Annotated in this window: 21 protein-coding genes; 12 read left to right on the top strand and 9 right to left on the bottom strand. The window is 52.2% G+C overall.

The window, feature by feature from the left end:
• Positions 1-20: 20 nt before the first annotated feature.
• The 3 genes from ylbJ to ORD20_RS01470 all read left to right on the top strand — a co-directional run bounded on the left by ylbJ (position 21) and on the right by ORD20_RS01470 (position 2,409).
• Positions 21-1,274 carry a sporulation integral membrane protein YlbJ gene (ylbJ, locus tag ORD20_RS01460; protein ID WP_103375672.1) on the top strand — a complete coding sequence of 418 codons (1,254 nt, stop codon included), beginning with the start codon at positions 21-23 and terminating at the stop codon, positions 1,272-1,274.
• 73 nt (positions 1,275-1,347) lie between these two features.
• Positions 1,348-1,614: a hypothetical protein gene (locus tag ORD20_RS01465; protein WP_103375673.1), complete on the top strand. Its 267-nt coding sequence runs from the start codon at positions 1,348-1,350 to the stop codon at positions 1,612-1,614.
• Positions 1,615-1,656: 42 nt separating this feature from the next.
• The gene (locus tag ORD20_RS01470) at positions 1,657-2,409 is read left to right on the top strand and encodes a glucose-6-phosphate isomerase family protein (RefSeq protein ID WP_103375674.1); all 753 of its coding nucleotides are present in this window, start codon (positions 1,657-1,659) and stop codon (positions 2,407-2,409) included.
• Positions 2,410-2,411: 2 nt separating this feature from the next.
• Here ORD20_RS01470 and ORD20_RS01475 read toward each other — a convergent pair whose 3' ends face one another.
• From ORD20_RS01475 to ORD20_RS01490, 4 genes are all read right to left on the bottom strand, one after another.
• Entirely contained in the window at positions 2,412-2,741 is a 330-nt protein-coding gene (locus ORD20_RS01475; RefSeq protein WP_103375675.1) for a hypothetical protein, read from the bottom strand.
• A gap of 114 nt (positions 2,742-2,855) precedes the next feature.
• Positions 2,856-3,122 carry a hypothetical protein gene (locus tag ORD20_RS01480; protein WP_103375676.1) on the bottom strand — a complete coding sequence of 89 codons (267 nt, stop codon included), beginning with the start codon at positions 3,120-3,122 and terminating at the stop codon, positions 2,856-2,858.
• 55 nt (positions 3,123-3,177) lie between these two features.
• On the bottom strand, positions 3,178-4,389 hold the full coding sequence (locus ORD20_RS01485) for a transglutaminase-like domain-containing protein (RefSeq protein WP_242968533.1): 1,212 nt from the start codon (positions 4,387-4,389) through the stop codon (positions 3,178-3,180).
• A 156-nt stretch (positions 4,390-4,545) separates the two neighbouring features.
• A complete protein-coding gene (locus tag ORD20_RS01490) occupies positions 4,546-5,061 on the bottom strand; it encodes an NYN domain-containing protein (RefSeq protein ID WP_103375677.1) in 516 nt (171 codons plus the stop codon).
• A 281-nt stretch (positions 5,062-5,342) separates the two neighbouring features.
• Here ORD20_RS01490 and ORD20_RS01495 point away from each other — a divergent pair, with 281 nt between their 5' ends.
• Entirely contained in the window at positions 5,343-5,627 is a 285-nt protein-coding gene (locus ORD20_RS01495; protein ID WP_430626441.1) for a hypothetical protein, read from the top strand.
• The gene (locus tag ORD20_RS01500; RefSeq protein ID WP_103375679.1) at positions 5,624-6,616 is read left to right on the top strand and encodes an N-acetylglucosamine kinase; all 993 of its coding nucleotides are present in this window, start codon (positions 5,624-5,626) and stop codon (positions 6,614-6,616) included. The genes ORD20_RS01495 and ORD20_RS01500 overlap by 4 nt, the downstream gene beginning before the upstream one ends.
• Here the strand turns inward: ORD20_RS01500 and ORD20_RS01505 are convergent, their stop codons facing one another.
• A complete protein-coding gene (locus ORD20_RS01505) occupies positions 6,617-7,624 on the bottom strand; it encodes a cation:proton antiporter (protein WP_430626442.1) in 1,008 nt (335 codons plus the stop codon).
• A gap of 2 nt (positions 7,625-7,626) precedes the next feature.
• On the opposite strand from ORD20_RS01505, the gene ORD20_RS01510 reads away from it, so the two are divergent.
• The gene (locus tag ORD20_RS01510) at positions 7,627-8,517 is read left to right on the top strand and encodes a hypothetical protein (RefSeq protein ID WP_430626443.1); all 891 of its coding nucleotides are present in this window, start codon (positions 7,627-7,629) and stop codon (positions 8,515-8,517) included.
• A gap of 110 nt (positions 8,518-8,627) precedes the next feature.
• On the top strand, positions 8,628-9,539 hold the full coding sequence (locus ORD20_RS01515) for a GHMP kinase (RefSeq protein WP_103375682.1): 912 nt from the start codon (positions 8,628-8,630) through the stop codon (positions 9,537-9,539).
• 26 nt (positions 9,540-9,565) lie between these two features.
• On the opposite strand, the gene ORD20_RS01520 is transcribed toward ORD20_RS01515, so the two are convergent.
• Positions 9,566-10,057, bottom strand: a complete 492-nt coding sequence (locus ORD20_RS01520; RefSeq protein WP_103375683.1) for a hypothetical protein — start codon at positions 10,055-10,057, stop codon at positions 9,566-9,568.
• A gap of 42 nt (positions 10,058-10,099) precedes the next feature.
• Here ORD20_RS01520 and ORD20_RS01525 point away from each other — a divergent pair, with 42 nt between their 5' ends.
• The 3 genes from ORD20_RS01525 (at position 10,100) to ORD20_RS01535 (ending at position 13,773) form a co-directional block, all read left to right on the top strand.
• Positions 10,100-11,374, top strand: a complete 1,275-nt coding sequence (locus tag ORD20_RS01525; protein WP_146039053.1) for an MFS transporter — start codon at positions 10,100-10,102, stop codon at positions 11,372-11,374.
• A 73-nt stretch (positions 11,375-11,447) separates the two neighbouring features.
• The gene (locus tag ORD20_RS01530) at positions 11,448-12,413 is read left to right on the top strand and encodes a Gfo/Idh/MocA family protein (protein WP_103375685.1); all 966 of its coding nucleotides are present in this window, start codon (positions 11,448-11,450) and stop codon (positions 12,411-12,413) included.
• A 19-nt stretch (positions 12,414-12,432) separates the two neighbouring features.
• Positions 12,433-13,773 (top strand): GH1 family beta-glucosidase, encoded by a 1,341-nt coding sequence (locus ORD20_RS01535; RefSeq protein ID WP_242968535.1) that lies wholly within the window; start codon positions 12,433-12,435, stop codon positions 13,771-13,773.
• A gap of 520 nt (positions 13,774-14,293) precedes the next feature.
• On the opposite strand, the gene ORD20_RS01540 is transcribed toward ORD20_RS01535, so the two are convergent.
• On the bottom strand, positions 14,294-14,629 hold the full coding sequence (locus tag ORD20_RS01540; protein WP_430626444.1) for a MarR family winged helix-turn-helix transcriptional regulator: 336 nt from the start codon (positions 14,627-14,629) through the stop codon (positions 14,294-14,296).
• A gap of 9 nt (positions 14,630-14,638) precedes the next feature.
• Here ORD20_RS01540 and ORD20_RS01545 point away from each other — a divergent pair, with 9 nt between their 5' ends.
• Complete coding sequence (locus tag ORD20_RS01545) at positions 14,639-15,760, top strand: transglycosylase SLT domain-containing protein (protein WP_430626445.1); 1,122 nt, start codon at positions 14,639-14,641, stop codon at positions 15,758-15,760.
• Positions 15,761-15,767: 7 nt separating this feature from the next.
• Here ORD20_RS01545 and ORD20_RS01550 read toward each other — a convergent pair whose 3' ends face one another.
• The gene (locus ORD20_RS01550; RefSeq protein ID WP_103375688.1) at positions 15,768-16,343 is read right to left on the bottom strand and encodes a hypothetical protein; all 576 of its coding nucleotides are present in this window, start codon (positions 16,341-16,343) and stop codon (positions 15,768-15,770) included.
• Positions 16,344-16,657: 314 nt separating this feature from the next.
• Here ORD20_RS01550 and ftsH point away from each other — a divergent pair, with 314 nt between their 5' ends.
• On the top strand, positions 16,658-18,460 hold the full coding sequence (ftsH, locus tag ORD20_RS01555; RefSeq protein ID WP_103375689.1) for an ATP-dependent zinc metalloprotease FtsH: 1,803 nt from the start codon (positions 16,658-16,660) through the stop codon (positions 18,458-18,460).
• A 28-nt stretch (positions 18,461-18,488) separates the two neighbouring features.
• Here ftsH and ORD20_RS01560 read toward each other — a convergent pair whose 3' ends face one another.
• Positions 18,489-18,746 (bottom strand): hypothetical protein, encoded by a 258-nt coding sequence (locus ORD20_RS01560; protein WP_103375690.1) that lies wholly within the window; start codon positions 18,744-18,746, stop codon positions 18,489-18,491.
• Positions 18,747-18,981: the final 235 nt, after the last annotated feature.

Genomic DNA, 18,981 nt, shown 5'->3' on the forward strand with positions numbered 1-18,981 from the left:
CCCAGAAATGAGGTGGCCTCATGGACCAAGAACCACGCCGCATTGCTACGTTGATTACCGGGTTTACCATGCTGCTGTTGACGATTGCGCTGATCGTATTTTCGGAGCATGGGTTTCACGCGACGGTCGATGCCTTAAAACTCTTTTTTGAGGTGGTCTTCCCGTCGTTACTACCGTTTTTCATTTTGTCAGATGTGCTCCTGTCGACAGGCATGGTGCACTATTTAGGCGTCTATTTTGAGCCATTGATGCGCCCTCTCTTTAATGTGCCAGGAGTGGGATCCTTTGTCTTTTCGATGGGGCTCGCGGCTGGATACCCCATGGATGCGGTGTTGACCGCCAAATTTCGTCGGCAAAATTTGTGTACCAAAGTGGAAGGCGAGCGGTTGTTGGCTTTTTCCAATTCGGCGGACCCGTTATTTCTCTTTGGCGCCGTAGCCGTTGGAATGTTTGGCCAGCCTGCTTTAGGGGCCGTACTGGCCATGGCCCATTATGCGTCGGTGTTGATGGTTGGACTAACCTTTCGCTTTTATGGGCGGCGGGCAGACCACCCTCGGCAGGAGGAAGGAGTGGTGCTGCGCGGCATTCATAAGCGGGCCATGGATGCATTGATTCGTGGTCGAATGGAAGACGGCCGCTCATATGGAAAGGTTTTCAATCAAGCTATTGGAGAGAGTATGGGGACGTTATTCATGATTATGAGCTTTATGGTCTTGTTTGCCGTGCTTTTACGCGTATTGACCGCGACAGGCCTTATGGTGGTCCTGACAGCCCCCTTGACCGCGGTCTTTCATGTCTTGGGCTTTTCCCCCCAATTGGTGCCGGCGGCTGTAAAAGGGCTCTTTGAAATTGATTTAGGGTCAGCCGCTGCGGCCCATGCGTCAGCCCCCTTGCTCCAAAAATTGGTCATTGTGTCAGCGATTGTTGCATGGTCAGGCTTGTCGGTTCATGGGCAGGTGGCATCAGTGCTCGCTGATACCGATATTTCCATGAAGCCGTATTTTATGGCACGTGCGTTGCACGCGGTCTATGCGGGCATCATGACCGTCGTGTTTTTTCATCCAGTTGAACAGGCCTTGGGCGGCATCACTTTGCCGGCCTTTGCCGATCGTGATTTCTTAGTGGTAGCGCCAACCGCGCCCACCATGGTCGATGCCTTTCATGTGACCTTGCTCATGATGATTTTGTCCCTGTCCGCTTTGGCGGTGGCCATGCTGGTGATGGGCATTGTGCGTATGTTGCGTCTGGAATGGCTTGGCGCCCGATTTCGGTAATCTCGTTCGCACGCACCCTTAGGCGCCCTCCGAATACCGTACAGGAGGGAGCCGATACAAGGGGTGAACCAAGATGGAACAAGAAGTGGGAATGGTGTTGGCGCTTGTTGCCACATATACGGTGACCCGCCACGTGCACGCTACTGCTGTCGTGTGGCGGGTTTTAGCGTTGGTTGCCGAGTATGCGTATTTTACTGGCGTATGGCCCCAGGTGGCGCAAGCCGTTTTTCTCATGGCATTAGGCGTCACTGTCGGACTGTGGACTTGTCAGCGCAAAGGCTCTGCGCTAGAGATTACGGAAGTGGTGGCATGGACGTGGATGGCCTTGGCGATTTTGTGAAGTTTGCTATGATAAACAGTATGAAGCGTAGTGAGGTGACCCGTGTTTGATTTGACAACGCATTTGGGCGTGCCATTGTCTTGGACGGGACACCAGGAAAATCCGGTGTATCCTCTTATTGATGGAGCGGTTGACCATCATGTGGCTAGGAGTTTAGAAGAGCTTCGTCCTTTTTTGGAAGATCCGGACGCATCAGGGCCGCCCTATGTCTATCATGTTTATGAAGGCATTCATTTGAAAAGTGAGGAAACGCGTTACCGGGCGCAAGGCATTAGCGTTGATCTCACGATTATCTGGCCAGGAGTTCTGCGGGACGAATGGACGAAAACCGCTGGACATAAGCATTCAGCAGCCGACAATGACGAATGGCGGGCGGAAGTTATCGAAGTGATTAATGGCCAGGGTCTCTTTGTTCTGCAGTCGGGAAATCGGGACCGAATTGATGACTTGGTCGTCATCTCCGCCCAGGCGGGAGATTGGGTGGTGATACCACCAGGATTTGGCCATGTCAGCGTCAATGTCGGGGAAGAAGTTTTAGCCATTGTATGTGCGCATGCCCAGGACATTTATTTAGAATATGAAGACATGGCCCGGCACCGAGGTGCCGGGGTGTGGATTGGACCAGAAGGCATGCGGGAGAATCCGAGTTATTTGAGGATTCCCCCTGTTAAGCGCTTGGCGGCGCGTGACGTGATGGCGCGTCCTAGTCAGCAGCCGTTATATCGAATGGTGGGCATGAATGCGTCACAGTTTGAATTCCTCCAAGACCCGAGGCGGCCTGTTCCGTGGCGTTAGGATTAGGGCACCAGTTGTAGGTCTTGGGCATGATACCGGCTTAACTCATCGGTAAAGGCATGTTCGGGCGATTCCAAACACACCACGAGACCACCCTTTTCAAGAATGTCTGCATATTTTTTAGCCCAGCTTCGATTGAGACCTAAGCGATAGATGTGATGCTGCACATCCAAAAAAGGATAGGGTGCCACAAAGCGGGTTAATGGGCCCATGACGACGACTTCTAAGTCTTGCTGGCGCATTAAGACGGAGACAGCGGCACTTCGTTGGACGCTCTCAATACAGGACAGCAGAGTCTTGGGGTTTTTAAACCATCCAAACGTTCTTGGCATGAAACCACCTCCGCCACTAGTATCTGCTGTTACTGGGCAAAGCATAATGGAAATTGGGTCCACTCAAACCGTAAGCGGGCCATCCCCGAGAGGATGGCCCGCTTACGGCAGCAGCTATTTTTGCGAGGCGGAATCTTGGTCTTGACCAACCGCTTGGATGAAAAGGTGTGCAAGCTGTTCTTTCTCATCGTCTTCGGCCACACGCCAAGAGGTATACGCTAGCCAATCATCGGGCTTTTGCCACTGATGTTGATGTTTGACCACTTGATTGCCTGTGCTGACGAGTTGGTTGTGCAGATCATCCACGCTTTCAGGAGCATAGTGCTCCTGCACGTACGCCCACACCGTGTCCAACGTGGTTGGAATGTCAATGGACTTCATTATTCCCACCTCCACTATTTAAGGTGGCTGGGATGGGCGTAAACTATGCAGGAGATTATAGGCCCACTTGCGCAAGACGAGCAGAAATCCAAGCACCAACGCGGTCTTCCGTTTGCCGAATCCATTGGCTGATGGCTAACCACCAAGCTTGCCACGGTTTCAGCGGCACACTGTGCACGCGGTGGGAAATCGTCGAAGGATCCAAAAGCGGTCGCGGTTTCGTCACACGGTGCGTAATGGTCACTTTAGGGTGCGCACCAATCGTGGGAATAGGCGTTTGCGCAAACACGTAATGATAATTGATGGCGATTTGTGAAGAAGCTTCAGCGGCTGTCAAGGCCGAAGGCGAGTAATTCCAGTTGACGGTGATGTCTTTGCGGATGCCGTCATACAAGGCAATATGCCAGTGGTCTTGAAGCGAGGCAAAGTAGCCATAGGCCCCCCATGTGGGATCGGCTACCACCCATCCAACCGTGGGCAGGTAAAATTCTGTCCACTGGTGAAATCCTCCTTGCCCACTGCCATTGCTTGTCACGTAGCCTCCTACAAAGCGCGCTGGAATTTTTGCCGTGCGCAGCAAGCCGACATAGAGATCGGCAATGTCGCTGCAGATCCCTAGGTGGCTTTCGGCCGTTGCCACAGCACTGCCAGAAGCCTGCAAGGTATAGTTGTAATGGATGTTGGCCACAATCCACTCAAAAAGCGCATGCGCTTTTTGTTCCGGATTTTCCCCAGGGGTAATCACGGAATTGACAATGTTCTCTAAAACCGGGGAGTCGGTGTCGACCTCTTGGGCCTCTTCTGCCGGATTGGTGTAGGTTTGGTATACGCTGCTATGGGTATTATAAGGCGGATAGGTTACAGGCAGCTTGTAACTTACCTCAGATGAAGTGGCGGTGTAATCTAAAACTAATGTTACGGTCTGGTGTGGAGCAATTTGGTTCCACATAAAACTGCCAATCAGATTGCCATATTGATCATGGTAGGTGCTGACCGGTTGGATGCTGGTGTGAACTAATTGGACTTGTGAATAGCTCGTCTCAGGTGCCAGCAAGACCACATCGGCTTTCACGTCATAAGCCTCGGCATTCTGCGTATTGGTCAAAGTAATCGTTTGGCTAAAGGTATAATGTGCTGGCAGCGTCGGGATTGCATCGGGTGAGGCGATGCTGAGATTGGTTTGCGCAGCAAACACCCCAGGAGTCCACGTAAAAACCCCCGAAAACATCACGACAAGACTGATTGTGACGAAACGCTTGACACCCAAAGCCAATCCCCCTAAATGATTAACATAACTATTATAATGACGGGGCGCCCAAGAGGAAACTCACCAATGTTAGGGTATTAGGAACCTAGACGGTGAAAACATGAGTAATCCCTATGTGGGGGCTAAAGCAGGGGGGAGGGCCGGTAAACCCGGCCTTCAGCGCACTTTTTCCACTTCTGATCGAATATCTTCTAGCTTGACGTAGCGGTCACAAGCATTTTCCAATTCGGCCGAAATCATTCCGCGCGTGCCTACCCCAATGATTTCTTTGCCACGTGAGCGAATGAGCTCGACGGCACGCTCAAAATCGCCATCGCCTGACATGAGTACCGCCACATCATAGCGGTTGACGGTACTAAACATGTCAATCACAATTTCGATGTCCAAATTCGCCCGCCGAATAACGGAACTCGAACTTTGGTCCATCGTTTCTTTAATAGACTTTTCCCGGATGGTAAAGCCTAAGTGACGCAATGCCGTAAGAAAGTCACGCTGGGAATTGTCAGGAGGCACCTGAACCCCAGTGTAATAAAAAGCGTTGTAAATTTCCCGTCCTCGGGTAAAGTATTCGATGACACGGGCAAAATCGAGATGCCATCCTAGCACACGCTGGGCGTAAAACATATTCGCGCCGTCAACAAAAATAGCGACTCGTTCATTGCTGTAATCCACGTTGTCCTCCCTCATGATTCAGATGCTTTTCTATTGCGCGCACCTCATTGGTTATCTTGTACACGGTAAATAGCGATCCACTTCTATCATACTTAATCCTGCGCGAAACGCTAAGTATTTATTAAACCCGCGGTCGAAGAAATTTACGCGCGTCTGACGTCTTTTCGTTATATGATCAATGAAAGAGATGAGGAGATGATGAAGATTTCGGGAGTGCGTATAGTCATTGTGGGGGGTGGCAGTTCTTATACACCCGAACTAGTCATGGGACTGGGCAGGCTTTGCCGGAATTGCCCGAAGACAGTGTCGTAGAGGTTCCGGCGATGGTGGATGGCCGGGGGGCCATCCCCTTGACCTGCGGCCCGATGCCGGCATCTGTGAGAGGATTGATCCAACACGTGAAGGCCTATGAAGAACTGACGATTGATGCCGCGGTAACGGGAAGCCGTCAAACGGCTTTGGCAGCCCTAATGAATAACCCCTTGGTGCCGTCAGAAGAAGTAGCCCGGTATATCCTCCGTGACATTTTGCAGGAGCATGCGGCCTGGCTGCCGCAATTCGCATGATGGGCATGGTCTATATAGGGGTCGATGGGGGAGCTAGCAAAACCGAAGCGGTTTTAGCGCGTCACGGGAACATCGTGGCGCTTGCCCGCACTGGGCCGTCAAATCCTCAAGGTCCTGTGGGCTTTGAGGGAGCGATGGAGTCTATTACCCAAGCTGTGACGGAGGTGTTGCACCAAGCCGACCTCGCAGCAAACGAGGTGGATTACGCTGTGTTGGGCTTGGCTGGGGCAGACTTTCCTGAAGACGTGGCCAAAATGACTCAGGCGCTCAAGATGCGCTTGCCGGGTCTTAGACTGCGGGTAGTAAACGATACGCAAATTGCGTTGGTGGGAGGCAGTCGCAGCGGATATGGCATTGCCGTTATTTGTGGCACAGCTACCAATGTGCTGGCAAGACATCCCGATGGCCGCGAATGGACTATTGGTGGCTTAGGCTATGAAATGGGTGATTATGGGGGCGGGATAGATTTGGCGCGCGAGGTGCTTCATGTGGCATTTCGCAGCGCCGAAGGCCGAGGCCCTAAAACGCTGTTAGAACAAGGAGTGCTGGCCAAAATGGGCCAGCCTGATTATCTGGCTTTGCGCCGTGCCATGTATTTTAGGGAAATTCATCCCTACGCCTTCTTGGCGTTGGTGCCTTTATGTTTTGAAGCGGCAGCTCAGCAGGACCGCGTTGCGATTCATCTTTTGACAACCATGGCTCGGGCATTGGCGGACAGTGTAAGAGCAGCGGCGGCCGCGTGGCCGGTAGACAAGGACCGCGTGGAGGTCGTGACCGTAGGCTCCTTATGGAACGGAGCCTCTGATATTTTGCAAAGGCATTTTACCCACTGGTTAACGCGCCGATATCCTGCTTGCGAGGTGCACACTCCCCTGTTATCCCCGGCGGCCGGAGCGCTGTTAATGGCCGCTGATTATGCGGGCAACAAAGAGCGTGAAGAATTGCGCCGCCAACTGGTGATGCAAGAGGAAGTGGCGCCTGAGGCCTAACTACAGGCTTTGGGGCATCTCAAACAGCGTGCGGATGTCGTGGCGCCTGGCGCCTGGGCACACAATGGTGATAATGTCTCCGGCCTGCAGCGTAGACGACCCCCGGGGCACCAAATGTTCGCGGCCCCGGGTGATGCCAATCACCAGAGTGTCTTCCGGTAATTGCAAGTCGCGCAAGGGGACGTGCAGCGCCTCGGGATTGGTGACGGTTAAGTCGAGGGTCGATGACCACAGCCTGCTGTCAATGATGCTCGCTGCGGGTGAACGAATCATGGTTTCTAAGAGCTGCATGGAGGCGACGGCGGCCACGAAGGGAACAAGGCCGGAGTTTTGCGCCTCCTCTAATCCTTCTATTGGGACATCAACAATCACGTGGTCAATTTGCAAGGTATCCGCAATGATAGTGCCCCAGCGCAAATTGCGCTCCCACGCTTCCGTGCCCAAAACCGCTGCCGTACGAACCCGTGGCGCTAAATCACGCGCGGCGGTGACTAGGGCTTCGATATTCTCGTAGGTAAATACCCGGTATTCGTCATCCGCGAGGTGGGCTGCCATAGGACGCGTCCAATGATTGGGCCCCACCAACACAATGTCATGGCGCGCGGGTGGCGGGGCTGGGCTCAAACGATGAAAGAGCGGTGGGAAAATGAAGGCCGAGAGGACCGAAGTCATGACCATGGCCAGATAAAGAGATTGGGATATGATGTGCGCTTGGTATAAGATGAGCGAGCCGGCCACGGTCACAGAGAGTCTTGTTGCTAAGAGTGTTGCCATGGCAAAAGCTCGGGAGCGAGGAAAAATCCGCGTCAGCAACCAGGCCGCTCCGGCGCTAATCGCTGCGACGCCGCCTAAGAAGATAGCGGTAAGGATCCAGATATGGTTGGAGGACAACGCAGGGCGTAAATTGAGGTTGGAACCGACCGTCACAAAGAAAAAGGGAATGAAATAGCCAAAACCTAAGGCGTCGAGTTTGTCTTGCAAAATGGGGCGGTCGCGTCCGGCAATCATTCGTGGTCGATCACCATCCCGCCAAAGCCTTGGAATATCAGGTTACCAGTGATTTATCTCATGGGCAATACGTTGTCTTTCTATCAAAGCCTACGCCTATGGATTTTTATGTCAATGAACATGAAACCATATGGTACCCGCAAAGCACTCACCATTATACGGTATTGCCCAGTTTGCCCGCAGCCGACGCGCCTTTGGGAGTCGTGGCCCAGATGCCTTCGCTACTTCGGGAGGCACATGTCACAGCGGCTGCCATCAAACATAATCTCGTCACGTTGCAGATGACCGTCAATTTTCCGACCTCGAGCAATTCAGCACAAATGCGCGTGACCTATAATACAAAAACTAATGTCTTGACTCAATGGCAGGCCAAGTGGGGCTCGACGCAGATTACGGAAAATTTTTCCCATTTTCAAGTGAATCCATCCGTGGCAGCGGGGACGTATTCGTTTGTGCCTCCTGCGGGCGTCACCTCCGATGTGGCCCTGTCGCAGGTAGGCACTGCGTTAAATGCCGCTAAAAGTGCGGTCGACTTCCCTATTGCCCTGCCTCCGGCTAATGCTGATATGACGCTCAACGCCATCAATATTGGCACCAATGCCCAAGGTCAACGGGTGGTGATAATGAGTTTCACCGCACAAGATGCCAATCCGGTGGTTATTACCGAGAAGGCGCAGGTCCACGCTTTGGTCGGATTGCCGGATAAGGACTTAACTGCAACGACAGCGAATGTGGGGGCGCTTACGGTCTTTTTAGGAGCGCTGCCCGACAATATGGAGGAAGCAGCATTTCTTGTGCGTAAAACGGAGGTCATTGTTGAAGGCGAGACGAGCGTGATTAACACTTTGCTAAATGCCTGGGGCAATGAGCCGTCTCTCGCACCGAGCACATAATAGGCCAAAGGCCTCCCTTTATACTTCATCTACTGGAACCCGGCAACAGAACGTCCCCAGTCGTAGCAGGCATGGTACAATGATTAACAAGTTTCAAGGAGGGGGCCCCCATGAAGCAGGCTGGCTGGGGATTTTCTTCCGGAACATTTGGCGAACTGGTGCAGGGTGTTATTGATCAGACTCCATTCCTGGTAACGATACCGATCCGGTGGGGAACCCGGGCCAAATTTATTCCGGGTGAGAATTCTGAGGTTGTGGTCTATCCGAGGCATCGTAAGAAAGCGCAAAAGGCAGCCCTGTTGGCTTGCCAAGCCTTGAAAAAACCGGGAGGCATTCTAAGCATCTCTTCGGTTATACCCATAGGTAAAGGCATGGCGTCGAGTTCCGCCGACATTGTTGCCAGCATGCGCGCTGTTGCAGCGGCATATGACCGCAGTCTGTTGCCATCGACGATGGCGCGTTTGGCCGCACAGATCGAGCCGTCGGATGGGGTGATGTATCCGCATATGGTGGTCTTTGATCCCGTCAAAGGCATCTTACTGGAAAAATGGCCGATGGCGCCTTACGCCGTGATTGTCGGACTTATCGGACCCGGACGGGTAAACACGGCATTACATCACCGAATGCGCGAATCCTACACCGCCCATCAGCAACAACGCTTAGCGCAGGCGTTAAAAATCGCACGGGAAGCCGCGCATGCACGGCTGGTTTCGCAAATGGGACAAGCGGGATTAATCTCCGCAGAGGTGCAGTGGGAACGGAATCCGGAAGATCGGCTATTGGGCGTGGTGATTGAACAAGCCCATCAGCAGCAATGGGGTGTGGTGACAGCGCATAGTGGGACGGCGCGAGGCTATTTGTTTTCACCACGTGATTTTCACACAGGGGCCATTCTCAAAGCCGAGAGGTTTTTGCGTAGTTTGCAAGCCGGGCCCGTGTTTCGTTTTTGGACGCTCACCCGTCCTGTAGCGACAGCGGGACAATTTGACATTGTCCTTAGCAATGATCGCCATGAGGCATAACAAGGAGCCCGGTTTAGCCGAGCTCCTTAACGGTAAGAGCGGTACCCTACCGGCGTATCGGCCAGCCAACTAATGGCCAAACCAAAGGCGAGAAGACTTAAAAGAAAGAATAAGGAGCTCGTAGCTCCAAAATTTGAGGCAAAAATGCCTGGGGCCAGCATGAGCCCGTTGTTGACCAGAGGGCTTACAAGATCAAAGAGCGGTAAACCGATAATCATCCAAAAGATCCATAATGCCCCACCAAGTGCCATGCCTTTGCTCCATGGCGATCCTTTGAGGCGCGGAGAAAGCCACTTCTGGTATTCATAAGCGACGAGAGTGGCTCCCAAAATTTCTAGGATGTAGCCCAGGACCGCGGCTAGGCGTAAGTTCAAGGTGATCAAAGTACCGTCCCATAGTGCGACATTCAAGGTGGGGGATCCTGCTACGGGGGCTAGGGTCAGAAGAGCAGTAAAGACGGTCGTGCTTATCACGCCTGCCAATAGCGCGCGCGGCCAAAGATCTGATGTATGCTTCATAATGTGCCGCCTTCTTTCTTAAATCGGTAGTGGGTACATTGGGTGCCTGTCACCACAATGTACGCCGGAAATGTGGGGACATGCGCGGTAATTTTAGGCAAAGTGGTGACAAACATGCAGCGCTTGTTTGCGGCCGAAGGATTTCATGCGAAAGTCAAGCCCGCATGGTATCTAACTTGGGCGACATTGTCTCAAACCGGGATGTCTTTTGTGCAACAGGGAATCATCGTGATGGGATTTCTTTTTGCCGTGCGGTATCATTTGGACTTCGCGGAAATTGGTCTGGTCACGACCTCGATGAGCTTAGGCATGATGGCGAGCATGGTCTTTATGGGCATGTTAGCCGATCGATGGGGACCCCGCCGGCTTTTGCGCTGGGGCGCAGTGGTTATGGCGGTGCTTGCAGCTCTTTTAACACAGATACGAGGTTTTGACAGCCTTTTAGGCATGTTCTTCCTGCTGGGTATCAGTTTGGCCGCTGTGCCCATGGCGGGGACAAAGGCGGTCTTCACCGCCTTTCAAAATCGTGCTCGGGGTATGCCCATGGGGATTCGGCAAACGGGTGTGCCTTTAGGGGCGGCACTGGCCGCCATGATTTTGCCCGTTTTAGCGCTGCATGAGGGGCTCAATGCGGTCTACGGATTGTTTGCTGTGGAACTCTTTGTGGTGGGCTGGATTTTTTCGAGTGTCATCGAACCATCTGTTAAGGCGCCAGCGGCTGTACCCAAGGTGCAGAGCAAACTGCCTCGGTCTTTATGGACACCGGCTACCGTGTCCGTTTTGATGGTAGCCGGCCAATACTTTCTTATTACGTTTACTTTAGAGTATTTGCATCGGTTTCGCCATTTTACGTTATCTCAGGCGGGATTTGCTCTAGCCTTGGCGCAAATTGGCGGAGGCATTGGGCGTATTGTTTTTGGGGCCTATAGTGACCGGACTGGGGCTAACCGTCCGCGGACGATCAGTCAGATTGCTCTTTTAGCTTTTATTATGGTGGGCTTTGTCGTATTCCTCCCGCAGCATATCGGTTTTGGGTGGATTTGTCTTGTTTGGTTTTTGATGGGGATGGGGGCTATTGGCTGGAATGCGTTGTCTTTAACGTGGGCGGCAGAAACGGTGCTCCCTGAGCAGGCAGGTATGGCAATGGGATTTGTCGGGACGGTGGTGTTTTTAGGATCGGCCTTTTTCCCGCCTATACTCGGAGCTGTTATTGACAGTACTCACCATTTTCGGCCCGCTTGGGGTTTGTTGGCGTTTATATTGCTGGGGGCCGGGTTGCTGGCCTATCAGGCGAGCAAACCGCTGCGTTTGTCCTAACACTGGGTGCCACTTGGTGGAACAAGGTGATAGAATGCCCAAAGAATAGGAGAACGAGAAAGTAGGCGAGATCATGATTCGTTGGGGCATTATGGGCACGGCTGATATTGCGCGAGGTGGGTTTCTCCCCGCCTTACAGGAAGCCGGGGGCGGTGAAGCGTGGCTGGTGGCATCGCGTGATATGGAAAAAGCGCGCCAATTTGCAGCGCAAAACGGGGTTGTAAAAGCTGCGGGTGATTACCATGCCATTTTGGAAAGTGACGAAGTCGACGCGATTTATATTCCCTTACCTAATCATGCTCACTATGAATGGACGATGAAGGCGCTAAAAACGGGCAAGCCGGTCGTGTGTGAAAAACCCTTAAGTGGGTCGTGGTCCGAGGCAGAAGCCTTGATCAAGGAAGCACAGCGGACGCACGCATTGTTGTGGGAAGCGTATGCCTTTCAGTTTCAACCACAATGGTTGCGGGTGCAGCAATTGGTATGGGAAGGGGCTATTGGGGATCATGTAGAAATCCACGGGACCTTTAATACGGTTTTGGGGCGGCCTGGGGATGCACGGTGGTTTAAAGCTTTTCAAGGAGGTGCGTTGAATGATCTAGGTTGTTATCCTGTTCATGTCACGTCCTTGTTGCTGAAAGACTTGCCTGGGGATGTGTGGGCGCGTGCGCATGTGCCTCAGGAAGTTGATGAGTCGGTTTGGGCCGTTTTGCGTTATGCTGGCATGCAGCAGTTAATCATGAATGTGTCTTTTGTTCGGCGCTACGACACGCAAACGCGAATCATTGGTTCAGAAGGCGAAATTCGTTTGTCAAATACGTATCATCCGTCTGCTCGCGATGCCGTGGAAATTCGCACGGCGCAGCGTGTTGTCAAAGAATATACCATGCAGGGACAAAAACCTTTTACGGATATGATCCGCCATGTCCATGCCGTGATGCAAGGAGTCAGTGAGCCTATCCAGTTGGTACGGGATGTGGCGTGGCCGACGCTTTGGACGATGGAACAAATTCGCAGCCGCTGGAGCACGGTGAGCTAGAATGAAAGGACGAACAGCGATGATGGGGTTAGACGCGAGCAAGGTGTTTCCGCCTACGTTTCAGTGGGGAGCGGCGACCGCTGCCTATCAAATAGAAGGCGCCGCCCAAGAAGATGGCAGGGGCCCTTCCATTTGGGATGACTTTTCGCACACACCTGGTAAGACCTATCACAACGATACGGGCGATATCGCTTGCGACCACTATCACCGGATGGTCCAAGACGTTGACTTGTTAGCTCAGGTGGGCGTGTCCCATTACCGCTTTTCAGTCTCATGGTCTCGCGTGTTTCCCCAAGGCCATCTGCGGACTGTCAATCCGTCAGGTCTGGCGTTTTATGACCGTTTGGTAGACACCTTGCTGGACCGAGGCATTACACCCGCGCTTACCTTATATCATTGGGATTTGCCCAGTGCCTTGCAAGCTCAGGGGGGGTGGACTCAGCGCGGGACGGCTGAGATATTTGCAGACTATGCAGGATTTTTGGCCGAACGTTTGGGAGACCGTATTCCGATCTGGATTACCCATAATGAGCCGTGGTGCACCGCTGTTTTAGGGCATTTGCTGGGGGAACATGCGCCAGGAGTGCGTGATCCCGAACAGGCGTTGCAAGCAGCCCACCATGTGCTGCTGTCCCATGGATTGGCGTCGCAAGCTATCCGGGCTGCAAGGCCTAAGGCGCAAGTTGGGATTACCTTAAATTTGACTCCGGCCTATGCCAAGAACGAGCAGGCACCAAATCAGGCAGCGGCGCATTTGCAAGATGTGTTTTCAAACCGTTGGTACTTAGATCCCTTGTTTCGAGGAACTTATCCTCAGGAGCTGGAAATTCTATTCGGCAAAATGCCTGAGATGGGGCCGCGCGATATGCGTATCATTGCCCAGCCGTTGGATTTTTTAGGGATTAACTATTATTTTTCACAAGTGGTTGAGGCTGTGACGGACAAGCTCTGGCCCGCGCGCATCGTTCCGCCTCAAGGGCCGGTGACGGCGATGGGATGGCCTTTGATGCCTCAGGGGTTAACCGACCTGTTGATGCGCCTAACCCACGAATACGGCCCGGTGCCTCTTATAATTACGGAAAACGGCGCGGCCTATGATGACGTGGTGTCTGAGGGGCGCGTTCACGATTCCGCGCGCATCCGTTACTTAGAATCGCATATTGCCGCGGTGGCTGAAGCGATGAAACAAGGGGCCGATGTCCAAGGATATTACGTGTGGTCCCTTATGGATAATTTTGAGTGGGCCTTTGGGTATTCTAAACGCTTTGGCTTATTGTACGTTGACTATGCAACCCAAGAGCGCATCTTTAAAGATAGTGCGTTGTGGTACCAGAATTTTCTGAGGACCGTAAAGCGCTGAATACTTTGGTGATGAACCGCGGTGGCTTCTTCGTAGATGTGGAATCTTTTGGTTATAAGCTCGGTGACGGGTACCAGGTGATTGCGTTGCAATCCCAGTCTCTAACGGACGGGTCAGGCAGGCGGAAGTGCATAGGGAGGTCAAACAGGGAAAACGCCAGTCCTTGACGATGAGATTACCTTCGACGGCAAGGGGGGGTCAAGAGTTTCGCTTTGCGCTTTGCCTAAACAATGAGCCAAGCCGGGAGTTGCACCAAAAGGCTTGGCTCATTGTTTAGTGACTGCGACACATTCGTATCATTCATTGAAGGCGCCGATGCATTCGATGATATCTTACGCCGGGGTAAAGAACCGGCTGGCCCGTTATAGGAACGTTTACGCCGTTGCAGGCTCAAGCCTTCTTCAGGATGGAGCCTGCAACCGCCCGGAAGTGCAGACGTTGGCATGTCATTGCCAAGGTGCGCCTTCCGTGCAGTGGGTGCGTTACACCACCTCCGTCAAAGAGTCCAACAGGCTTAGCGTTAATCGCACGCGTGCCGGATCGCAGCTTCGTAATCCAGGTAGCGCATTAGAATGTGAATAAAATCCTGCCGTTCCGCGGGTTGAAGTCTGGCGATGGCCTGTGCCGCGCTGCTATGGATAAAGAAGTCGAGGTCGGCCAGCATTTCTTGTCCCTTTTGTGTCAAAGAAATGACCACCAGACGGCGATCATGCACGTCACTTCGTCGTTTTGTCCAGTGTAGCGCTTCGAGCCCTTGGGTTAGGCGGGTCAGCGAGGTGGCCCGGATTCCTAAGGCTTTTGCTAAAGCGCCGGCGGTTTTGGGTCCTGTCCGGAGTTGAAAGAGGCAACGAATCAAATTAGCTCTTTGAACCAAAAATTAGCTCAAGCCCAAAATCAGATAGGGTCGACAAATCAACAATTAGCGGTAACGAATGCGCAAATGCAAAAAACCGCCGCTCTATTAGCCAGCACACAAGCCCAATTGAGTGCGACAGAAAATGAATTGAATGCCACGCAAGCCAATTATCAAAAAACCAAGGCACTGGTTGCCCAGACCCAAAATAGCCTTATCCAGGAAAGTAAGCTATTAAGCGGACAACTGCAGCTGATTGAAGAACGAGGGTCTATTGGATATTTGGACGTGCTCCTAGGAGCCAATTCTTTCAATGATTTTGTCAGCCGATTGGATTTATTGGGCCAAGTCGCGGGACAAGCGGCCAGTGAAGTGAATGTGATTAAAGCTGAAGAAGCCCAAGAGACCAAGGAAAAAGAAAGCTTGAAAGCAGAGGCGCAATTATTGTCGGCCGCGCAGGCATCTTTAAGCGCGCATCAGTCGCTCCTCCAACAAGAACGCAATTTGTTAGCGAGTCAAGAAAGCCAAGCCTTGGCACTACATAATCAAGCCGTATCTGACGCGCAAAGTGCGGCCAGCACCATCGCGGTACGGCGACAAACCGAAACGCAGTTGCAAAATCAACAGCAGCAACTGTCACAAAATATGGCGGCTCTGGGCAATCGCATTAGTGAAATTGCTTCCCAGATTCAATCATTGCTATCTCAGTTCAATCAAGGCAACTTATCGCAACGCGCCTTGTATAACGCGATGCTTCCTCTTGTCACACCGATTGCCCAACAGGAGAATTTGCCTCCAGCCCTTGTCATTGCGGTGATTACGGAAGAATCAGGGGGTAACGCGAATGCGGTCAGTTCTGCTGGAGCAATTGGGCTCATGCAATTAGAACCAGGCACTGCAGCCGTCTTAGGCATTTCACCGTCAGAGCTCTATAATCCTGAAGAGAATCTTTTAGCCGGGTGCCTTTATTTAAGGGAGATGCTGAACATGTTTGGCGGCAATCTTTCTGTGGCATTGTCGGCTTACAATGCAGGACCTGGCGCTGTGCAGGCAGGCGGGGACCGCGTGTTGCCGTATACAGTCGGCTACGTGGATAATATTGAGAGTCTCTATGCGATGTATAGTCAATGGTAGGGTATTTTTAAACCCCTTCCGTTGGGTTATTAGGGGGAGGGTTACCTCCCGAATTGGGTGAGGGATGGGATAAGGGGCGATAATGGCGCATCAGAGCCAGTGCCCCTAAAATCAGAGCCATGGCGCCTCCCCAATAGGGATTACCCCAAAATGACAGCATAAGACCGGCAGTCGCGACGACGGCCAACCATGATCCGCGAAAGCGGGTCTTTTGCGTTGCAGGAGGGATTACGGCTAAGACGAACGCAACAAGAACTCCAAATGCTGCAGGAAGACGGAGATCGAGCTGAGGCGCTTGCGCATTGGCATGCATGAGGAACAAAATGGCGTCGGCCACCACATAAAGCGCAGGCGGTAGACTCATAGCAATGGGCAACCATGATTTTTTAGGAAATATTCGCCTTAACGCCAACATCATCCAGACCGCAAGGAGGGGGGGAAGCCATGCGGCCCAAAAAGCGGGAAGACTATAAAAGAAAGGAAATAAAGGAACTTTCGCGATTAGATACGGCCGAAATAAAGCGGATTCCAACCACAACGCCGATAAGATAAGCCAGGGAATGCGGGCTTTCCATACCATCACCTTCACGCTCTCCTCTCTAGTGGAACAATTACCCTCAGTATGCCCGCAGAGGAGTAAAAATAGCCCAAGCAACGAAACCTATAGCACAGGGGATGAGAAAAGTGCTATTGTAATATATCGGGCAAAATTTTTCCGTCACGGACTCTTTTTTCGAAGATGGCGGTTGAACATTGGGAATCACAGAGTTTGCCGCTTTTTCCCGTGGAGCCCGCAGCGATTTGGTGTAAAAGGCGGTAAACCTCCGCGTTATTAAGGGGCGTTCCCCTGTGGAGGATATACAAGACGAGTAATTTGCAAAATGCGGAGGGGATCCGATGCAAAACCGGTGGTTTCGAGGCGTCATTACGATTGTCCTGGTTGTTTTGTTTATTTCCACCCTGATGGACATACTTAACGCCCGTACCGCGCCTGTCCAGGAACAAGCGTATAGTTCACTGATTAGCGCCACCCTTAAGCATCAAGTGAAGACGGCCGACGTGAATTCTTCGCAGCATGTGGTGACTTGGACCAATGCGCAAGGGCAGCATTATGAAACGGTGTATGCGCCTGGCGATACCAGTGCTCTGAGTACTCAATTATATGCTAATGGTGCGAACGTCACGGTCACCAAACCGTCCAGTTCGGCGATGTGGGTCGGCTTAATCGGTGACTTTTTGCCGGTGCTGATTGTCATTGGATTTGTGTTTTTCTTTTTCCGGCAAAGTCAGGGCGGCAACCGGATGATGTCCTTTGGCAAGACTCAAGCCCATTTGCAGGCGGATAACTTGCCCAAGGTCACCTTTGCAGACGTCGCAGGTGTCGATGAAGAAAAACAAGAGTTGGAAGAGATTGTTGACTTTCTGAAAAATCCTAAGCGGTACATGGACATGGGCGCACGCATACCGAAAGGCGTTTTGCTCTTTGGCTCGCCTGGTACCGGTAAAACGCTTCTTGCGCGTGCGGTGGCAGGAGAAGCGGGGGTTCCATTCTTTTCGGAAAGTGGGTCAGGATTTGTTGAGATGTTCGTCGGTGTGGGGGCATCTCGGGTTCGCGATCTCTTTGAACAAGCTAAGAAAAATTCGCCCTGTATTTTGTTTATTGATGAGTTGGATGCGGTGGGCCGCATGCGTGGAGCGGGATACGGCGGAGGCAATGATGAGCGTGAACAGACTCTAAACCAGTTGCTGGTGGAAATGGATGGTTTTGGGGTCAACGAAGGCGTTATTGTGATGGCCGCCACCAACCGTCCGGACGTTCTCGATCCGGCATTATTACGCCCGGGCCGGTTTGATCGTCAAATTATGGTGCCGCGGCCCGACCAAAAAGGACGACGGAAGATTCTCGAAGTCCATGTGGAAAACAAGCCCTTGGATTCTGATGTGGATTTAGACGTGATTGCACGGAGAACGCCAGGTTTCACGGGGGCCGATCTAGCGAACTTGGCTAATGAGGCTGCACTCTTGGCTGCTCGGGAACGGCGGAAGAAGATTACGATGCAAAACTTTGAAGAAGCTTCAGAGCGTGTGATGGCGGGCCCGCAGAAAAAGACTCGCGTGTTGTCTGAATTCGAAAAGCGTGTAGTGGCGTTCCATGAGGGGGGTCACACGCTTGTGGGAATGTTGGTGCCGCACGGGGATCCGATTAATAAGGTGACGATTATCCCTCGGGGCATGGCCATGGGCTATACCATGCCTATGCCAGAAGAAGACCGTTATCTGATTACCAAAGAGCAGATCTTGGATAAAGTGGCGATGTCTTTAGGTGGGCGCGCTGCAGAGCAAATTGTGTTTGGCGAGATTTCTACGGGGGCGTCCGATGACCTGGAGAAGTCAACCAAGATGGTCAAACAAATGATTACTGAGTTTGGGATGTCCGAGGAACTAGGTCCGATGACTTATGGTACGCGCCAAGATCAAGTCTTCCTCGGACGAGACTTGATGCGCCAGCGTAATTACTCGGAAGAAGTGGCCTCAAAAATTGACCAAGCGATTCGGCATATCGTCATGCAGCAATATGAGCGCGCTAAATCGTTACTATTGCAGCACCGCATCACCTTAAACCGCATTGCGATTGAATTGATCGACCGAGAAACGTTAGATGCGGCACAACTAAAAGAGATCTTACGGGCGACAACCTAAAAGAAAAGAGCGCAGAAGCGCTCTTTTCTTATTTGGGCCAGACTAATTCAAGATTGTGGGGGGTAATAACGCGGGCCCCGTCCTCGCTGTTGGCTACGGGCATGCGCTTCATTGCACGCTCAGCCACCACATCGAGGATAATTTCGGGAGGACGGGGATCCTCCTGCATAATTAGGTTAAGAGCGGCTCTGTCAATTTGAACCCAGCGTTCTTGACCTGAGTTAGGGTCTTGAACAGCGACTCGCAGCCATTGTGTATCGGCAGAAACATTTACTCGTATCGCCACGTAAATCCCCCATCCGCCATCTCCTCACGCCGCCGGATTCGCGTTAAAGGAAACACCTTATTGGCCATCAATTGATCACCTGTATAATAAACGTTTGTGACCGTGCGGGCGTTACTATAAATGAATGAAAAGGCTTTTGTCTAGTGAATTCCGTCGAATGACTGAATATCGGATGTGGTTCTCGCCCCTGTGCCTTGAATAAACGTGTTATAATTTTGGCGCGTACAATGTCTTG

The organism is Sulfobacillus thermotolerans (assembly GCF_039623705.1).
GTDB lineage: Bacteria > Bacillota > Sulfobacillia > Sulfobacillales > Sulfobacillaceae > Sulfobacillus > Sulfobacillus thermotolerans.